Origin of the sequence: Sphingobium vermicomposti (assembly GCF_011762025.1) — a bacterium.
Lineage (GTDB): Bacteria > Pseudomonadota > Alphaproteobacteria > Sphingomonadales > Sphingomonadaceae > Sphingobium > Sphingobium vermicomposti.
Window position 1 is genome coordinate 162,988 of the sequence record NZ_JAASQR010000004.1, and the last position, 17,013, is coordinate 180,000.

Annotated in this window: 14 protein-coding genes; 7 read left to right on the top strand and 7 right to left on the bottom strand. The window is 59.5% G+C overall.

Annotated features, from left to right (window positions below; translation table 11 throughout):
- Window position 1 precedes the first annotated feature (1 nt).
- Both FHS54_RS14150 and FHS54_RS14155 read left to right on the top strand, forming a co-directional pair.
- On the top strand, window positions 2-1,492 hold the full coding sequence (locus FHS54_RS14150) for an aldehyde dehydrogenase (RefSeq protein ID WP_167304744.1): 1,491 nt from the start codon (window positions 2-4) through the stop codon (window positions 1,490-1,492).
- Between the two features lie 6 nt (window positions 1,493-1,498).
- Complete coding sequence (locus FHS54_RS14155; RefSeq protein WP_167304745.1) at window positions 1,499-2,866, top strand: MmgE/PrpD family protein; 1,368 nt, start codon at window positions 1,499-1,501, stop codon at window positions 2,864-2,866.
- 20 nt (window positions 2,867-2,886) lie between these two features.
- Here FHS54_RS14155 and FHS54_RS14160 read toward each other — a convergent pair whose 3' ends face one another.
- From FHS54_RS14160 to FHS54_RS14185, 6 genes are all read right to left on the bottom strand, one after another.
- Window positions 2,887-3,741 (bottom strand): HpcH/HpaI aldolase/citrate lyase family protein, encoded by an 855-nt coding sequence (locus FHS54_RS14160; RefSeq protein ID WP_167304747.1) that lies wholly within the window; start codon window positions 3,739-3,741, stop codon window positions 2,887-2,889.
- Window positions 3,741-4,541 carry an HTD2 family dehydratase gene (locus FHS54_RS14165; RefSeq protein WP_167304749.1) on the bottom strand — a complete coding sequence of 267 codons (801 nt, stop codon included), beginning with the start codon at window positions 4,539-4,541 and terminating at the stop codon, window positions 3,741-3,743. The genes FHS54_RS14160 and FHS54_RS14165 overlap by 1 nt, the downstream gene beginning before the upstream one ends.
- Window positions 4,538-5,659, bottom strand: a complete 1,122-nt coding sequence (locus FHS54_RS14170; RefSeq protein ID WP_167304751.1) for a CaiB/BaiF CoA transferase family protein — start codon at window positions 5,657-5,659, stop codon at window positions 4,538-4,540. Before FHS54_RS14170 ends, FHS54_RS14165 begins: the two co-directional genes overlap by 4 nt.
- Window positions 5,659-6,825, bottom strand: a complete 1,167-nt coding sequence (locus FHS54_RS14175; protein WP_167304752.1) for an acyl-CoA dehydrogenase family protein — start codon at window positions 6,823-6,825, stop codon at window positions 5,659-5,661. The genes FHS54_RS14170 and FHS54_RS14175 overlap by 1 nt, the downstream gene beginning before the upstream one ends.
- A gap of 394 nt (window positions 6,826-7,219) precedes the next feature.
- Window positions 7,220-7,990 carry an SDR family NAD(P)-dependent oxidoreductase gene (locus tag FHS54_RS14180; RefSeq protein WP_167304754.1) on the bottom strand — a complete coding sequence of 257 codons (771 nt, stop codon included), beginning with the start codon at window positions 7,988-7,990 and terminating at the stop codon, window positions 7,220-7,222.
- Window positions 7,991-8,092: 102 nt separating this feature from the next.
- Window positions 8,093-8,503 carry a VOC family protein gene (locus FHS54_RS14185; protein WP_167304756.1) on the bottom strand — a complete coding sequence of 137 codons (411 nt, stop codon included), beginning with the start codon at window positions 8,501-8,503 and terminating at the stop codon, window positions 8,093-8,095.
- 802 nt (window positions 8,504-9,305) lie between these two features.
- On the opposite strand from FHS54_RS14185, the gene FHS54_RS14190 reads away from it, so the two are divergent.
- The 4 genes from FHS54_RS14190 (at window position 9,306) to FHS54_RS14205 (ending at window position 14,928) form a co-directional block, all read left to right on the top strand.
- Entirely contained in the window at window positions 9,306-10,160 is an 855-nt protein-coding gene (locus FHS54_RS14190; RefSeq protein ID WP_167304758.1) for a phytanoyl-CoA dioxygenase family protein, read from the top strand.
- A gap of 157 nt (window positions 10,161-10,317) precedes the next feature.
- The gene (locus tag FHS54_RS14195) at window positions 10,318-12,834 is read left to right on the top strand and encodes a TonB-dependent receptor (RefSeq protein WP_167304760.1); all 2,517 of its coding nucleotides are present in this window, start codon (window positions 10,318-10,320) and stop codon (window positions 12,832-12,834) included.
- Between the two features lie 263 nt (window positions 12,835-13,097).
- Window positions 13,098-14,027, top strand: coding sequence for a phytanoyl-CoA dioxygenase family protein (locus FHS54_RS14200; RefSeq protein WP_167304762.1), 930 nt, complete (start codon window positions 13,098-13,100; stop codon window positions 14,025-14,027).
- Between the two features lie 172 nt (window positions 14,028-14,199).
- Window positions 14,200-14,928, top strand: a complete 729-nt coding sequence (locus FHS54_RS14205) for a hypothetical protein (protein ID WP_167304763.1) — start codon at window positions 14,200-14,202, stop codon at window positions 14,926-14,928.
- Window positions 14,929-14,983: 55 nt separating this feature from the next.
- Here FHS54_RS14205 and FHS54_RS14210 read toward each other — a convergent pair whose 3' ends face one another.
- The gene (locus FHS54_RS14210; RefSeq protein ID WP_167304765.1) at window positions 14,984-15,535 is read right to left on the bottom strand and encodes a cupin domain-containing protein; all 552 of its coding nucleotides are present in this window, start codon (window positions 15,533-15,535) and stop codon (window positions 14,984-14,986) included.
- Window positions 15,536-15,686: 151 nt separating this feature from the next.
- Between FHS54_RS14210 and aptA the strand changes: the two genes are divergently transcribed.
- On the top strand, window positions 15,687-17,006 hold the full coding sequence (gene aptA, locus FHS54_RS14215) for an omega-aminotransferase AptA (protein WP_167304767.1): 1,320 nt from the start codon (window positions 15,687-15,689) through the stop codon (window positions 17,004-17,006).
- Window positions 17,007-17,013 lie beyond the last annotated feature (7 nt).

Genomic DNA, 17,013 nt, shown 5'->3' on the forward strand with positions numbered 1-17,013 from the left:
AATGGCAGAGGATCTGGAGCGGTTTTGCAACCTGCTGGCGGGAAGCGGGCGGGAAGCTGATGGCGGCGAATGGCTGGAAAGCCTTGACCCTGCGACGGGCGAAGCCTGGGCCCTGATCCCGCGCTGTACCTCCACCGATGTCGATGCGGCGGTGGAAGCGGCGCGCGCTGCATTTCGTTCGCCAGAATGGCGTGGCCTGACCGCAACGGCGCGTGGCGCATTGCTGTATCGCTTCGCCGACATATTGGCCGAAGAAGCCGAGCGGCTGGCGCAGATAGAAACGCATGACAATGGGAAGCTGATCGCGGAAATGCGCGCGCAGCTTGGCTACCTCCCGGCTTATTACCGCTATTTCGCTGGCTTGGCCGACAAGATGGAGGGCCATGTCCTGCCCATCGACAAGCCTTTGATGCACGCCTTCACCCGCCGCGAGCCGCTGGGCGTCATCGCCTGCATCACTCCTTGGAACTCGCCGCTATTGCTGCTGGCGTGGAAGCTGGCGCCATTGCTTGCGGCGGGCAACACGGCAGTCATCAAGCCATCGGAACATGCATCCTGCTCGACCCTCGCCTTTGTCGAGCTGTTCGAACGCGCGGGGTTCCCGGCGGGCGTCGTCAATACGGTTACAGGCCTGCCCCAGGAATGCGGCGAGCCTTTGGTCAGGCACCCCGATATTGCCAAGATCGCGTTCACCGGGGGCGAGCCGGGCGGCATCGCAATCTATCGCTCCGCCGCGGAAAACCTTAAAAAGGTCACGCTGGAGCTGGGCGGCAAATCGCCCAACATCATCTTCGGCGATGCGGACCTGGAACGCGCCGTCTATGGCGCGGTGTCCGGCATCTTCGCGGCATCGGGCCAGACCTGCATCGCGGGATCGCGCCTGCTCGTGCAGCGCAATGTCCATGATGAGGTCGTGGAGCGTCTGGTCGCCATCGCGCGCACCGCTCGCATCGGTGATCCCAAACTTGCCGACACGCAGGTGGGGCCGGTCACGACTTTGGCGCAGCGGGGCAAGGTAATCGACCATATCGCAAGCGCGCGCCAATCAGGCGCGGAATGCGTGCTGGGCGGCGGCCTGCCCACTGTCGAGGGGCTGGAGGGCGGCTGGTTCGTGCAGCCTACGATCTTCACCGGTGTCGATAACCAGATGCCGATCGCGCGCGAGGAAGTGTTCGGGCCTGTGCTGGCCATCATCCCGTTCGATGATGAGGAAGAGGCGCTGTCGATCGCGAATGACAGCCCCTATGGCCTTGCTGCCGGCGTGTGGACGCAGGACATCGGCCGCGCCATCCGCATGTCCGAGCGCGTGGAAGCAGGCACTATATGGGTAAACACCTATCGCGCGGTCAGCTTCATGGCTCCCTTTGGCGGCACGAAGCGCAGCGGTATCGGCCGTGAAAGCGGGCAGGAAGCCATGGACGAATATTTGCAGACCAAGAGCGTGTGGATCGACCTTGGCTCTCCCGTTTCAAACCCCTTCATCATCAGGTAAAGCATCATGAAAATTACAGAAACCCTGGCGGATTTTTGTGCCAACGTCTCGACAGCATCTCTTCCGGCAGAGGTTGTCGAACGCACGTCACTTCTGCTGCTCGACCTTGTCGGCAGCATCGTGCGAGCGCGCAGCGAAGCTGTGGTTGCCCCGCCCTTGCTCGCCACCGTCGCCGCAATGGGCCTCGACAATGGCACCGCACGAGTGTTCGGCGACCCAGCGGGCTATGCCCCGGCGGGCGCGGCGCTGCTGAATGGCGCGCTCGCCCATGCGCTCGACTTTGACGACACCCATGCCGCCGGGACATTGCACCCCGGTGCGCCGGTCATTCCGGCTGCGCTTGCCGCAGCGGAGATGACGGGCGCGTCCGGTGCCGACATTCTCGCCGCGATTGTCGCGGGGTATGAGACTTGCTGCCGGATTGCAGTCGCGCTTCCAGCGGGCGATCATTATGCGCGCGGCTTTCATCCCAGCGCGACCTGCGGCGTGTTCGGCGCGGCGGCGGCGGCGGCACGGATCTTCGGTCTCGATGCGGCCGGGATCAGCGCTGCGCTGGGCATCGCGCTCAGCCAGAGCGCGGGCAGCCTCCAATTCCTGGCCGATGGCGCTCAGACCAAGCCGTTTCAGGTGGGCTGGGCGGCGATGGCGGGTCTGACCGCCGCGACGCTGGCGCGCAACGGCTACAAAGGGCCTGCCGAAGCGATCGAAGGACGTCATGGCTTCCTTCAAGGCTATGCGCCTTCGCCCAGGCCGGAGCGGGTCGTGCAGGACCTCGGCTCGGTTTACGAATTGATGCATACGGGGATCAAGCCCTATCCGTCCTGCCGCTACGGCCATGCCGGCATCGATGCGGTGCTGGCGCTGCGATCGGAACATGGATTGCAGCCGGACGAGGTGGAGAGCATCACCTATGGCCTGTCGAACGCGGGCCTGCTGCTGGTCGGCGCGCCCATCGAGCATAAGCGCAATCCGCGCAATATCGTGGACGCACAGTTCAGCGCGCCATTCGTGCTTTCTTGCGCCCTGGTGACAGGAGCGATGGAGTGGGACAGCTATCAGCGGCTGAACGATCCGGTCATCCGTGCAACGCTGCCCAAGGTCGATTGCATCCACGATCCGGAGATCGAGGCGGAATTTCCGACTAATATGTCGGGTAAAATCACCATCGCGGCGCGTGGTCAGACATTCAGCCGCAAAGTTGTCGTGCCGCTAGGCGAGCCATCTAACTTCCTTGGCACGGACAAGCTGTTGACGAAGTTCATGGCGCTTGCCGCTCCGGTATTAGGGGCTGACAAGGCGGACGCGCTTTCCACGGCAGCACTTGATCTCGCCACTTTGCCGGAGGTTGGCGAATTGACCAGCCTGGCGGTGTAGGATGATAGGGCGCGCGCCGTCTACCGGTTGTCAAGCAGGCGGCGGGCGCGCTCCACCACGGGCAGGTCGATCATCCGACCGCGCAGACTGACTACGCCGCCGCCATCGCGTGAGGCCCACGCCTCCAATATCGAGCGCGCCTCTTCAAGATCCTGCTCGCTCGGCTGAAATATTGCGTTGGCGATTGCGACTTGAGTTGGATGGATGCAAATCGCGCCGGTGACGCCCCAGCTCCGTCCGGTCAGGGCAGCGGCGCGATAGGCGTCGGCATCGGCATAGGCGGCGATGGAGACCGGAACAGCCAGCGCCATCAAATCATGCGCCCGTGCCGCAAGCGCCATCTGGCGCGACGGCATGTCGAGCAGTTCGGCGCTCGGACTCACACCCATGTCGAGCGCCAAGTCTTCCGGGCCCAGGGCGAGGCCGATCATCTGCGGAAAGGCCACAAGCTCAGGCAAGTTAACCAGACCGGCGGCGCTTTCGACTAGGCCGATGAGGCCGGGTGTATGATCAAGCTGCCGCTCAGCTGCCAGTTCGCTGATCATTTCCCAGAGTACGGAAAGCCGGTCCACCCGTTCGCAGCCCGGCACCATCAGCGCAGTCACGCCCGGCTGCAATGCTGCATCCAGGTCCGCCAAGACGTCACGCCACGCACTGTTTATGCGGATAACGAGCGGCTGGCCCTGTGACGCCAGCGTGTTGATCGCGTCGGGCAATGCGGCGCGCGCTGCCGCCTTGCCAGCAGCCGGAACAGCATCTTCCAGATCGAGAATGACCGCATCCGCACCGCGTGTCGCGACCTTTGCGATCCGTTCAGGCTGATCGGCGCCGACGAATAGCAGCGATTTCCAGCCTGGATTGGGAAGGCGGGCCATCAGCGGATATCCACCCGCGCCTGCATCGCCAGCCCGCCCGCATGATCGATGGCCATCAGGTCGCCGCACTTATCCTCCGGCGACAGCCCCAGCGTGAACTCGTCACCCGCAAAGATCGGCCTCTGCGCGCGGAAGGAGAAGCGCGTGACCTGCGCGCCCGGAACGTTGCGCAGGAAATGATCCATCAGCAAGGTCGCAATGAAGGGGCCATGGACGACCAGGCCAGGATATCCTTCGACATCGCGCGTATAGGGCAGGTCATAATGGATGCGGTGCGCGTTGAAGGTGAGGGCGGAAAAGCGGAAAAGCTGCACCGGATCGATCGTAACGGAGCGCGCTACAGGCGGCGCGGGAGCCAGTGTTTCGGGCGGAGGAGGTGCCCCGTTGCGTCCCGCTTCGCGATACACGATGTCCTGTTCTTCCACGATGCAGGCCTGGCCGTCGACCTTCAGCAGGTGACGCAGTGTGACGAAGCGCATCCGCCCGGATCGCCCCTGCTTGTCATTGACCGCGATCGCACTCGTTTCGCGCTCTACTTCGCTGCCGAGCAGGATCGGCGCGAGGAAGCGTACGCGGCTGCCGGCCCACATCCGGCGCGGCAGACCATCATCCTCCCGCATCGGGTGGCCATCGGGGCCCATCCCCGATTGACGCGTATCGGGCGGGAATAGCAGCCAATGGGCAAGCGGCGGCAATTCTCCCGGCGCCCATGGTGCCTTGTCATGATCGAGCAGCGCCGCAAGCAAGTGCGCCTGACGGGGAGCGGCTATGTCGGTGCGATGTTCGGTCGCTTTGCTCACACAAACTCCGCGCGGATCGCTTCGTCGTCTGCGCCCAAAGCGGGAACCGGCAGCGCGACCGCTTCCTCTCCATCCCACCTTACAGGTGATGCTGGCAAGGCGACGGGGCCGGTCGGGGTGTCGGCGGTGACGCGGCGAAGCTGGCTGTGCCGCGATAGACCATCGACGCCGTTCAGTCGCGCCCAGGCCGTGCCCGCTGCCTCCAGCCGGGCGATCAATGCGTCCGGCGTTTCTGCGGAGAAGACGCGGCCGACCAGCGCGTCCAATTCCGGACGATTGGCGCACCGCAGCGTATTGGATACATAGCGCGGGTCGGTTGCAATGGCTGCGTCGCCGAGCACCGTGGCGCAGAATTTCGCCCATTCCCGCTCATTCTGGATCGACACCACGATCTGTGATCCGTCCGCCGTCGGAAAGGCGCCGTAGGGAGCGATCGATGGGTGCTTGAGGCCAGCGCGCGACGGCGCCTTGCCACCATAATCATAATGCAGCAGCGGCACCGTCATCCAGTCGGCCAACCCATCGAACAGCGACACGGCGATGCCGCGCCCCTTGCCGGTCTGCTCCCGTTCGATCAACGCCTGGAGGATCGCGGCATGCGCGTTCATCCCGCAGGCGATGTCGGCGACCGAGACGCCCACGCGCGCAGGATCGTCAGCCGTGCCGGTAATGCTCGCCAGCCCTGCTTCGCACTGGATCAGGAAGTCATAGGCCTTCATCCCGGCTGCTTCGCCACTCTCGCCATAGCCGGTGATGTCGCAGGTGATGAGGCGCGGATAGCGGGCGCGAAGGTCAGCCGATCCAAAACCCGACCGTGCGGCCGCACCGGGCGCGAGATTCTGGACGAAGACATCCGCTTTCGACAGCATCCGTTCGACCAGCGTCGCGTCGGCGGGGTCCTTAAGGTCGATGCGCAGCGACTGCTTGCCGCGGTTGAGCCAGACGAAATAGGCGCTTTCGCCATGAACGACCGAGTCATAGCCGCGCGCAAAGTCTCCTTCCGCACGCTCCAGTTTGATGATCCGCGCGCCCGCCTCGGCAAGGCGGCTGGTGCACAGCGGTGCGGCCACCGCCTGTTCCAGCGATATGACCAGCAAGCCTTCCAGCACGTTACCCATCAGAAGCTCTTGGGCAGGCCCAGCACATGCGTCGCCACATGGCTGAGGATCAGGTTCGTCGAGATGGGCGCAACCTGATAAAGGCGCGTTTCGCGGAACTTGCGTTCGATGTCATATTCTTCCGCGAAGCCAAAGCCGCCATGGGTCTGCACGCACATGTCGGCGGCATACCATGACGCTTCGGAAGCCAGCATCTTGGCCATGTTCGCCTCCGTGCCCGGCTGCACACCCGCGTCGAACAGCGCCGCTGCACGATCCACCACCGCAGCGGCGGCAGTCGTCTGCACATAAGCGCGTGCGATAGGGAACTGGATGCCCTGATTCTGGCCGATCGGGCGGCCAAATACGGACCGGTCCTTCGCATAGGCGCTGGCGCGATCGATGAAGAAACGCGCGTCGCCGATGCATTCGGACGCGATCAGGATGCGCTCCGCATTCATGCCGGACAGGATGTAGCGGAAGCCCTTGCCTTCTTCACCGATCAAATTTTCTGCCGGCACGCGCAGGTCGTCAAAGAACAACTCTGTCGTCGCATGGTTCAGCATCGTGCGGATCGGCCGGATGGTCAGGCCATTGTCCACGGCGTCGCGCATGTCCACCAGCAGGACGCTGATGCCATCGGTAGGCTTGGCGCATTCCTCACGCGGCGTGGTGCGCACCAGCAGGACCATCAGGTCGGAATGCTCGGCGCGGCTGATCCAGATCTTCTGGCCGTTGACGACATAATCGTCGCCATCGCGCTTGGCGAAGGTCCTGATGCGGGTCGTGTCGGTGCCGCTTGTCGGCTCGGTCACGCCGAACGCCTGAAGGCGAAGCTCACCCGACGCGATCTTGGGAAGGTAGCGCGCCTTCTGCTCTTCCGACCCATGGCGAAGGAGGGTGCCCATCGTGTACATCTGCGCATGCGCCGCGCCGCCGTTGCAGCCCGAACGGTGCACTTCCTCCAGCACGGCGATGGCAGCGGACAGGCCCAGTCCCGACCCGCCATATTCTTCTGGAATCAGCACCGAAAGCCAGCCTTCGCTGGCTAGCGCCGTCACGAACTCGGTCGGGTACCGCCGTTCAGCGTCCAGTTCCTGCCAGTAAGCGCCAGGGAACCGCGCGCAAAGCTTGCGGATGCCTTCGCGAATATCTGAAAACGTTTCTTCCTGTTCGGCGGCGCCCATTTTCATTCCATTAAATAGGTGAGATGGTGGGGTGTTATCTGCGAAGTGGGGGCACGGAGAAGTACAGAAATCGCATTGAGCTATGCCAAGATTGCATGAAAGCGAAGCAAGGATGTCGCAGCGGTATATACCGGCCGGACTTATGCAAGGGAAGCTGCTTCGCAATTACATGCGACCTTGAGCATCCGCCGCAGGTGGCCCGCAGGCAGGGGGGACCTCTAAGGGCCTGTCGAAGAGATCCCGGCGGTTCTCCGACGCTTTTCTAGGGCTGCGACCCGACAACCAGCAGCACTCGCCGTGGTCTCATAACCGACCCTGGGGATCTCTAGCGTTCTTCCATCAATGTCGTCGGGAGGGGCGGCTGCCCGACCCATCAACGCGGTTAAAGTCTACGTCAGAAATTCACGCGCGTAGACATCGACCCATCTATGATGATGTTGGCCCCGGTGGTAAAGGTCGACAAAGGACTGGACAGAAACGCCGCCATGGCTGCAACTTCGTCAGGAACACCCATGCGTCCTAGTGGATTCATCTCCAGCAGCGCATTGTAAAAATCTGGGTTTGTCGTGCGCAATCTGCCGACACTGCCATCCTCATCATAGATAACACCTGGCGAAATGGTGTTGAACCGGATCTTTTTGGACGCATATTCGCGGGATAGACCCTTGGTCAGGTTCGTAAGCGCCGCTTTCATGCCGGAATAGGCATTCGCCGCCGCAACCTGGGTCGCCGCCATCGAAGAAATGGTCAGGAAAGAGGCGTCCCCTTTACGGGATACCGCCGCCTCCAGATAAGGGATCAGGACCTCAGCGGCCCGCACAACGCCCAATACGTCGGACTCAAAGCCTGCCCGCCAATGCGCTTCGCTATTGCCCTGGGCCATGCTGCTGGCATTGGCGACATACATGTCGATGCCGTCCAGCGTTTCGGCGGCTTTATGGATAAAATCCTGCAACGCCGCGCTATCGCTGACATCCACGGCTGCTCCAAACGCTTTGACGCCAAAGGTTTCCAGCTTTGTGACAGTGGACGCGATACGGTCCGCATCGCGCGCGCAGATCGCTACGTCCGCTCCCTCCCGCGCAAATAGCTCAGCCATCGCCGCGCCGATACCGCGCGTGCCGCCGGTGATGACGACCGTCTTTCCTTTCAGCTGCAAGTCCATGGGGCGCCTTTCCTTCCTACAGTCTGTGTTAGCCGCCGAAGTGTCGAAAGCGTGGGCAGCATATCGGTGGCGAACATCTTATTAAATAGAGAGGTCGATCTTTTAGCTGTCGCCCAACATCTCGATCAACTCGATCATGTGCCCCTCAGGATCGGCGACCACCGCAGCCATGAGGATGAGGTTATGTTCCTCGATCAGCTTGGGTGCCATCAGCACGCTGCCGCCGGCCGCGCCGACTTTTTCGATCACGGCATCCAGATCGGTGACATTGAAGCCGAGCCACACCCCAGTGGGCGCGGGAACCGGTTTGTCATGATAGCGGATGAGCTGCAGCATCGGTATGCTCATTTCGCCAGTGGTCGTCATAACGCATTCTTCATGCGCCCAATCGGTTTCGCCCATTGTGCCGCGCATTACCGTCGTCATGCCCAGGGCACTGCCGTAGAAGGCTTCGCTGGCTTCGATATCGGCGACGACGATTTTGGTATAGCTGAAAGCCTGAGTCGGCATCATGTATCCCCTGCAATTGCGTTAAAAATAGAGCTGCTGTCCCCGCCACCGCCACGTATCACCTGCGCTAGAAAGCCAAGCTGTTGATTTCAGTGAAAATAGGGCTGCGGAGAGGCAGAATTTTATAGAGAATGTCTTCATATGGGGATGTCCCCCGTGCTGCAAGAGGAAATTGAGTTACAGCAAGGTCTGCCACATGCCGCCATCGGTCGCGGCGATATTATCAAAAGATCCCATGAGATGAGGCGGGGTGTTCTACTGTGATGGAGTGGGATCCAAGCCGCTATGAGGATATTCATACAGATGACGGTGCTTCAATCGACATAACTGATGACGCTGGGTGTCGGCAGGACAGAAATCTTGTTCGGCTGGACTTGGACGATGCACATGGGCGGGACGCGTTTGCTATCGCTGTGGCCAATAGCTTTCTGTTCCTACCACGAGCGGGGAAAGGATCGGTCGAAGCGGCCCGCCTATCTGAGCAAAAGCACGGAGTTTCCACTCGTCGGTCGACTTACGCCTCCTCTGTTTGATCCGTTCGATATATTGCACAGGGGAGATAATTGTCTTTGAAAATCAGTTACTTCTGTAATTCCAGTAAACATCTTGCGGTTAGAGAGAAAAAGGGATCAGATGATTTCAAATAAGCGGGCAAATGACTAAGCGAAATCTCTTCGCGAAAGGAAGTGAAGGCCCGCCTGAACCATATTGCGCCCAGCCCGGGGATTCGGGTCAGCCAAGAGGGCGGCTTCATAGGTTATTGGAGTCGCGCGACAATATGAGCTGAACCGAGGAGAATATCACGATGAAGCTTCAGCATTTGCCAAATACCGCTACTGTCGAAGAAGCGACAGAGGTCGTGCGCGAATATGGCCAGGTGATCATAGATGAGTTGATTCCGGGGTCCGTTGTCGATCAAGTTCTGGCGGACTTGCGCCCATATACGGATGCCGCTCCGTTCAGCGAGAATGAGTGGTTTGGGAATGGAAGCCAACGTGTCGGCAATTTGATCGCACATTCGGAAACAGGCCGCGATCTCGTGATGAACCCCCTTGTTCTGGGCGTCGTGAAGGGCGTGCTCAGCCATTCCCCGGTCATTCAGCTTGGTGCGACAGAGTTGATCTCATTGAAACCGGGATGCCCGGCGCAGCTCATCCATCAGGATGAAATGGCGTTCGACAGTTTTCCGTTTCCCGACGACTACGTAGTGTCCTGCAACACCTTGTGGGCCTTTACCGATTTCACCGAGGAAAATGGTGCGACTCGCGTTGTACTGGGAAGCCATGCCCGCCCACGCGCCGAATACACGATCGAAGATACGCTGCCGGCCGAAATGGCGCGTGGGTCGGTCATGATTTTCTCGAGTAAGCTTTGGCATGCAGGGGGCGCCAACCGGTCCAACGACATTCGACGCGCGCAAGCGGTCAATTATGCTGTGAGCTGGGTGCGCCAGGAGGAAAATCAGTACCTCGCCTGCCCGCAAGAAATTGCTCGGACCCTGCCAGACGATCTGCTCAAGTTGATGGGGTACGAGATTGGATCTGGTTATGGACACGCGGGGAGTTGGGTCGATCCGTTGGTCGCGCTGAGGCAAACGCCTCCCGCAAGCGGGCGCGGAGTCAAAGAACCTTACTCGGGCGATCTACAGGAACATCTATAAGATACGGTACACGACGTTGCGCGGCCTCATTTGAGAACTAGAACTGCACTCTTTTAAAGAGTATAACGAGCGGATAATTTGAGGACTATAAACGCAAATTAAAATCAAAGTGCGGCCGGGTAAAGCTGGACCGGACGAGCCATTTGAGGGGAAAAACATGAGCCGCAAGATCGAGAACTCGGCGCGTTCGCAACTCTTCTGTGCGACCGCTATCTTGGCTTCCATTTGGAGCAGCGCGGCTCTCGCGCAGGCTGGCTCGCCTGCATCGCAAGCGTCTCCCGCTTATGGGGACCAGGATCCGGAAATTATCGTCACCGCCCAGCGCCGCGAAGAGCGCGCGCAAGACGTTCCAATCTCCCTCACTGCCTTCTCACCGCAGCGCCTGCAACAGCAGAATATCACCCAGGCGCAGGATCTTCAGGCTTCGGTCCCCTCGCTTGTCGTGGGCAGCGGCGGCAATTCCAATCGCGAGTCCCAAATCTTCACGATCCGCGGTCAGGGTTCCACTTTCCAATCCTCGCCGGGCGTTGTCGTCTACCTCAACGAAGTTCCCCTGCCTGCTGCGTTTTCCGCCAATCAGCAAGGCGGCGCGGGCAATTTCGTCGATCTTGAAAATCTGCAGGTTCTGAACGGCCCGCAAGGTACGTTGTTCGGACGGAATACCACGGGCGGCGCCGTACTGCTGGTCCCCCACAAGCCGACGAACGAATTTGAAGGATATGTCGATGCCAAGCTGGGCAATTACGATAACCGCCAGTTTGAAGGCGCGATCAATGTGCCCGTCGTGGATGACAAGGTCCTGCTTCGCGTAGCGGGCGCTTATCAGGATCGTGACGGCTACACGCGCGATGTGGTTTGGAACAAGGACCGCGATAACCTGCACTGGTATTCCGGCCGCGTCGGTCTGACGCTCCGTCCCAGCGAGCGCTTCGAAAATTATACGATGCTGTATGGCTCGAATTCGAAGAATAATGGCGTCGGTCTTATTCATCGCGGTTATAATATCGACGCACTGGCCGGCTTCGGGCTTTGCTATGAAGGCCCCACGATCCCAGGCGCGATCGCATCGTGCGATGTCTACCGCGCGGCTACCGCCAATGCGGAAGCTCTGGGTCCGCGGCAGACTGCGTTCAGTGTCGACACATTTTCACGGACTAAGACTTGGGGCGTCTCCAATACCTCCACATTCGATGTCAGTGACGAAATCACGCTTCGGAATATCGTGAGCTATCAGCGCTATCGCACCATCTATAGCGCCGATCCTGATGCGACTGTGCTCCAGGCGGAAGATGACAATGCCTCGGTTCTACCAGCGCCAGGACAGGTGACCCTGCCTGGAGACGGCACTCCACTGGTCTACGAAAACGCTATAAGCGGTCGACCACTCGATGATTTCAGGCAAATCACGGAAGAACTTCAGCTTCAGGGGAGCTTTTTCGACAAGCGTCTCGAAGTCACTGTAGGCGGCTTCTTCTTTGATCAGCGCCCATCGAGTTTGCAGGAGGTCAGATATGTCGTATTCTGCCCGGCGGCGTTTACGGGGTTCTGCCCTGTCGGCGTGACGGGCTACTCGGTAAAGAACAGTTCCAAGGCGCTTTATGCGCAGGCGACGATTGATCTTGGCCTGGCGACACCGGCGCTTGAGGGCCTCAAACTGACAGGGGGCATTCGCAACACCTGGGATAAGGTCACAGGTGCCGGATATGGCTATGGCGCGAGCACCGATCCGGCGGACCCCGTGGGGACCATTCGCTGCTCCCTCAACCCGAGCATCGATGTCATTGATCCTGTCCAGGATTGCGCTTACGGCGCCACGCTCAAGACGAGCAGGCCTACTTGGACCGTCGGCGTTGACTATCGTGTGTCGCCTGACCTTATGGTCTATGCCAAGGTCAGTCGCGGCTACAAGGCGGGCGGGTTTAACAGCGGCGCGGTGTTCGCGAACACCGCGACCTTTTCACCCGAAACCGTCACTTCCTATGAAGCTGGCTTCAAGTCCGACTTCCGGGTCGCCAACATGCCAACCCGGCTGAACGCCGCCTATTATTATCTCGACTACGCCAACATTCAACGCGCCAGTGGAGACTTCAACCCCGATACCAACGGGGTCGGTTCCCGGGTGCTGGGGGCCGAGGCCAGGATTCAGGGCGTTGAGGTAGATGCCTCGATCCGGCCAATCAAGGGCGTGGAGATCGGCGGCACGTTCAGCTACACCGATGCCAAGTACACAAAATACGAAGCACCTGTGAACGTTGCGGTTGCAGATTGTAGCGGCGGCGTCATTCCGGTCGGCGGAACCGCCAGCTTCAAGTGCCTTCCCTTCCAGTTTGTGGCACCCTATATCTACAGTTTCCATGTGTCGGCCGAACAACCGATCGGCGGCAATCTTGGAACATTGGCGATGTTCGTGAACTATTCGCACACATCTTCTCAGCATTCGTCGCCTTCCATTGGCGAACCCAATGAAAAGCTTGAGCCTTACGGCACGCTGAACCTGTCAATCGATTGGCGCAAGATTGCCGGAAGTGGGCTGGATGTCGGCTTCTATGCGACTAATCTTACCAACAAGCTGTATCGGGTGGGTAATGCCAACACCTTTAACTCGCTGCTCTTCACCAATTCACTATATGGAGAGCCCAGGATGTATGGCGCGCGTGCCCGCTATGCGTTCTGAATGTTGAGCGGCGCATTGAATGTAGAAGGGAAGGGCGGAACTCGCGAGAAATCGCACAAGTCCTAACTTCCAGAATGAATGTTCAGGATGAGCTTTGGAACGATGTTCCGAAGGATAAGATCCAGTTTGTATACACCAGACTAGGCATTTCTTCTGTCTAGGCAAAAGATGAAGGGGGGGGTGGCCGGGTGCCGCCCCCGTTTATTTCTCGCATCTTTTTTGCAGGGACGCTGCAAATTAAAGCTAAGCGTAAGGAACGTAACATGGCCGTTGGGAACACAATTTCGCTAGATGACTATAAGACGGAAAAGATCGAACCGGCAGTGGTAGTGCCGCTGGATTTCGACGGCCCCTTGCCGCAGCCTACAGCCGATATTGAGACGACAAAGGCTGATGTGGACCGCGCAGGCTATGCGATTTTGACTGGCGCTATTCTGCCTGACAAGGTCGAACTTGCCCGGCAGGTGCTGGTTTCGGAAATTGCTCGTGAGGAGGCGGAAGACGTCAGCCGGGTTAGTAATTTCTTTGTTGATCCCGATGCCAAGAACCGTCGACTGGATCGGCTGCCTGATCGGCACCCGGTTTTTCTTGAACTCCTCGAGCAGCCTGCCCTGCTGGAAATGGTCAAGCACATCCTGGGCCCCACGGTATTGAATGAGAGCTATCTCGTCCAAAGTCTCGATGCCAATGTCACACGTCCGGGCAGTGCGGCGCAGTTCATCCATCTGGACGCCGCACGGGACACCCATGATCAAGCTGTTCCATATCAAGCGCGGTTTATCTGGTGCCTTGACCCGTTTGACGAGGAAAATGGCGCCACGCGCGTTGTTCCCGGAAGCCATCGCTGGAACGACCGGATCGATATGTCTGGTGCAACATTCTATGAATCCGTTCCCGCGGTTGCGCCTGCTGGGTCACTGATCATTTATTCGGATATGCTACTCCACGGTACAGGGGCCAACATCTCGACCAACCGGCAGCGGGCGTCCATCAACTTTGGTTACTGTCCGCCCTGGTGCCGACCGCTGGTCAACTTTCCGCTCGTCCTCGATCCTCGTACGGTAGAAGGCGCGTCCCGGATGCTCCGCCAGGTGCTGGGTTACAGCTCTGTCGTGAATGGATTTGATTCACCCTGGCAATCCGCTTCGGAGAAGCTTCGTTCCATGACGGTTACGCCAACCCTGGATTACTGACATAGCGGTCGGATAGGCGGTGGCGACGGCAAAGTTTCCGTCCACCGCAAATCCGGCCTGCCGGACGGAAGAGGGGGCCAGGGCGAGCTGTCCGAAGGAAGATGGCATTGCCCGGTCCCGCACAAAATTGCGGAAGGTAGATATGCATACCGCTTTCTCATTGAAGAGCTCGATGTTCGAGATCGAAGTAGACGGCCAGGCGGCGGACCGTGAAAAATGGCTCGACTGGCAGCCTAACGATCGGCTGGGTGTCGTTCTTAACTCCCCGCTGGGAGGGCTGGGCGCGAGCATGCTGATACAGCTAGCGACCGCTGCCTATTTTGACGTGCGCCCGACCCGGCGGGAGGCGCCGCATTATGCGGAAGTCTACGTGTTTCAGTCGGGCGGCCCCCATGGCGACCTGTCGAGCTTCGATATCGTACCCCATCGGGAGGTCTTCGTTTCAGAGGAGCCCGGCGCGATGCTAGAAGCGATCAATGATCGGGCGATTACGCACCTTGTGGTTCCTGACGGAACTCCCCGCGATTTGACGTTCCCCTGGAAAGAGCCGGAGTCGGCGCGCGATCGCATCCGGCATTGCTACGCCTACTCTGTCCAGGGACGCACCAGTGATGCGGATGTCGCGATTATCTCGCGGGAATCTCTTCTGCGTGATGACGTCGAACTGGCCTTGGAGCCAATGAAGCTAGTAGAGAATATCGAGAGTTATCTCGATGTTGGCGATGCCGCTAATAAGCTTTATACAAGGAAGCTGGCGCAGCGCGTGCGCGGTCGGCTGAATGAAGTAAGTGAAGACGATAAAATAACCGCAAGAACATATCATGACGCCATCCTAGAGAATGACATCATGCGGCAGACCTTCCGGACGATTAGCGTCGATACGGCATTATCACTATTATAGCGGTGAGGTGTGTTTTCAGGGCACGGATCGAGCTATGGAACCCTAAGTCCTGAGCCTAGAAGTTCGGGGGAGTGCATGCACTGATGCACCGTGCTGGCTCATCGCCCACGCAGCGCACGCTGTGCGGGCGTCTGCTGTCGAAGCTGTAGGCGTCTCCAGGTCCTAAAACCCGTTTCTCATCATCGACGGTGATTTCAAGAAAGCCGGAGATTACCACGCCGCCCTCTTCGCCCTCATGTGTAAGGCTGATCTTCCCAGTACTCGCGCCGGGCTGGTAAGTTTCGGACAGGATTTGCAACTGCCGTCCCGTCATGCTTCGGCCGACCTGGCGCAAGGATATAAGGCCGTTTCCGATTTCCGTAAGCTCAGAGCTGCGATAGAAAGACTGGTCATTGCTCGTTTCATCCATCGCGAAAAAGTCAGACAGACTAACGGACATGGCATCAAGCACGCGCTTGAGCGCTCCTATCGATGGATTTGTCCCGTTCGACTCCATCAGCGAGATAGTAGAGTTGGTAATGCCAGCACGTTTGGCCAAAGTACGCTGAGAAATGCCAGCCATTTCGCGTACGCGGCGCAAGCGCGATCCAATTTCCACGTCCGACATCCGAATGCCTCTCTTTTGCTGAATCGTTCGATATATCGCACACATTGAAGGCATTTCCCCGGAAAATCAACGCCGACATGATGGCCAGTAAACGCCTTGCGGCGGGCGGGGAAAAGCGCTCAGATATCCTGACATTAGCGGGCAAAATCGAATGAAGAATTTCGACAATAAAGCAGAACTTGATGCTTACTGGATGCCGTTCACGCCCAACAGGAGGTTCAAGGCGGCACCGCGGATGCTGGTTGAAGCCTCCGGGATGTATTATCGGAGCGGCGACGGACGCGAGATCCTCGACGGCACAGCCGGCCTGTGGTGCGTAAACGCGGGACATGGGCGGAAGGAGATCGCTTCGGCGGTCGCAGCCCAGCTTGAGAGCCTGGATTACGCCCCGAGTTTTCTGTTGGGCCATCCTCTCGCGTTCCAGTTCGCCGAACGCCTTGCGGACATCGCGCCTCCCGGTCTTGACCGGATTTTCTTCACCGGATCGGGTTCCGAATCCGTCGACACGGCGCTCAAGATTGCGCTCGCCTATCAGCGCGCCATCGGCCAAGGCACGCGCACCCGGTTGGTCGGGCGCGAGCGCGCCTATCACGGTGTCGGCTTTGGCGGGATCTCCGTCGGAGGGCTGGTCAATAATCGCCGGATGTTCACGACCTTGCATGGCGTGGATCACATGCGGCACACCCACGATCCGAGCCGCAACCTGCTGAGCAAGGGCCTTCCCGAACATGGGGCCGAACTGGCCGACGATCTTGAGCGTCTTGTCGAGTTGCACGGCGCAGAGACCATTGCCGCCGTGATCGTCGAGCCGGTCGCGGGATCGACAGGGGTGTTGCTGCCGCCACGTGACTATTTGAAGCGCCTGCGTGAGATAGCGACCCGGCATGGCATCCTCCTGATCTTCGACGAGGTCATCACGGGGTTCGGTCGTCTTGGCAGTCCTTTCGCTTCCCAGCATTTTGATGTTGTTCCCGATATCATCACGACTGCCAAGGGGCTGACCAATGGCGCGATGCCGATGGGTGCCGTGTTCACGTCGCGCGATGTTCATGACGGCCTCATGCAGGGGCCGGAGGCCGCGATTGAGCTCTTCCATGGCTATACCTATTCCGGTCATCCGGCCTCATGTGCAGCTGGGCTTGCCGCCCTTGACATCTATCAGCGCGACGGCCTCTTCACCCGCGCTGCCGAACTAGAGGATCATTGGCAGCGCAGCCTGTTGGAACTGCAAAATGCGCCGCACATCGTCGATGTTCGTGCCATGGGCCTCATCGCGGGGGTCGAGCTTTCTTCGCGGCCAAACGAACCCGGCGCACGCGGATATCAGCTATTCCTGGAGTGCTTTGAAAAGGGGCTGTTGGTTCGCGCCAGTGGCGACACCATCGTGCTATCGCCGCCGCTCATCATCGACCGCGATCAGATCGACAGAATTGCACAGACGCTATTCGACATAGTCCGAAAAATTACATGAACCATTG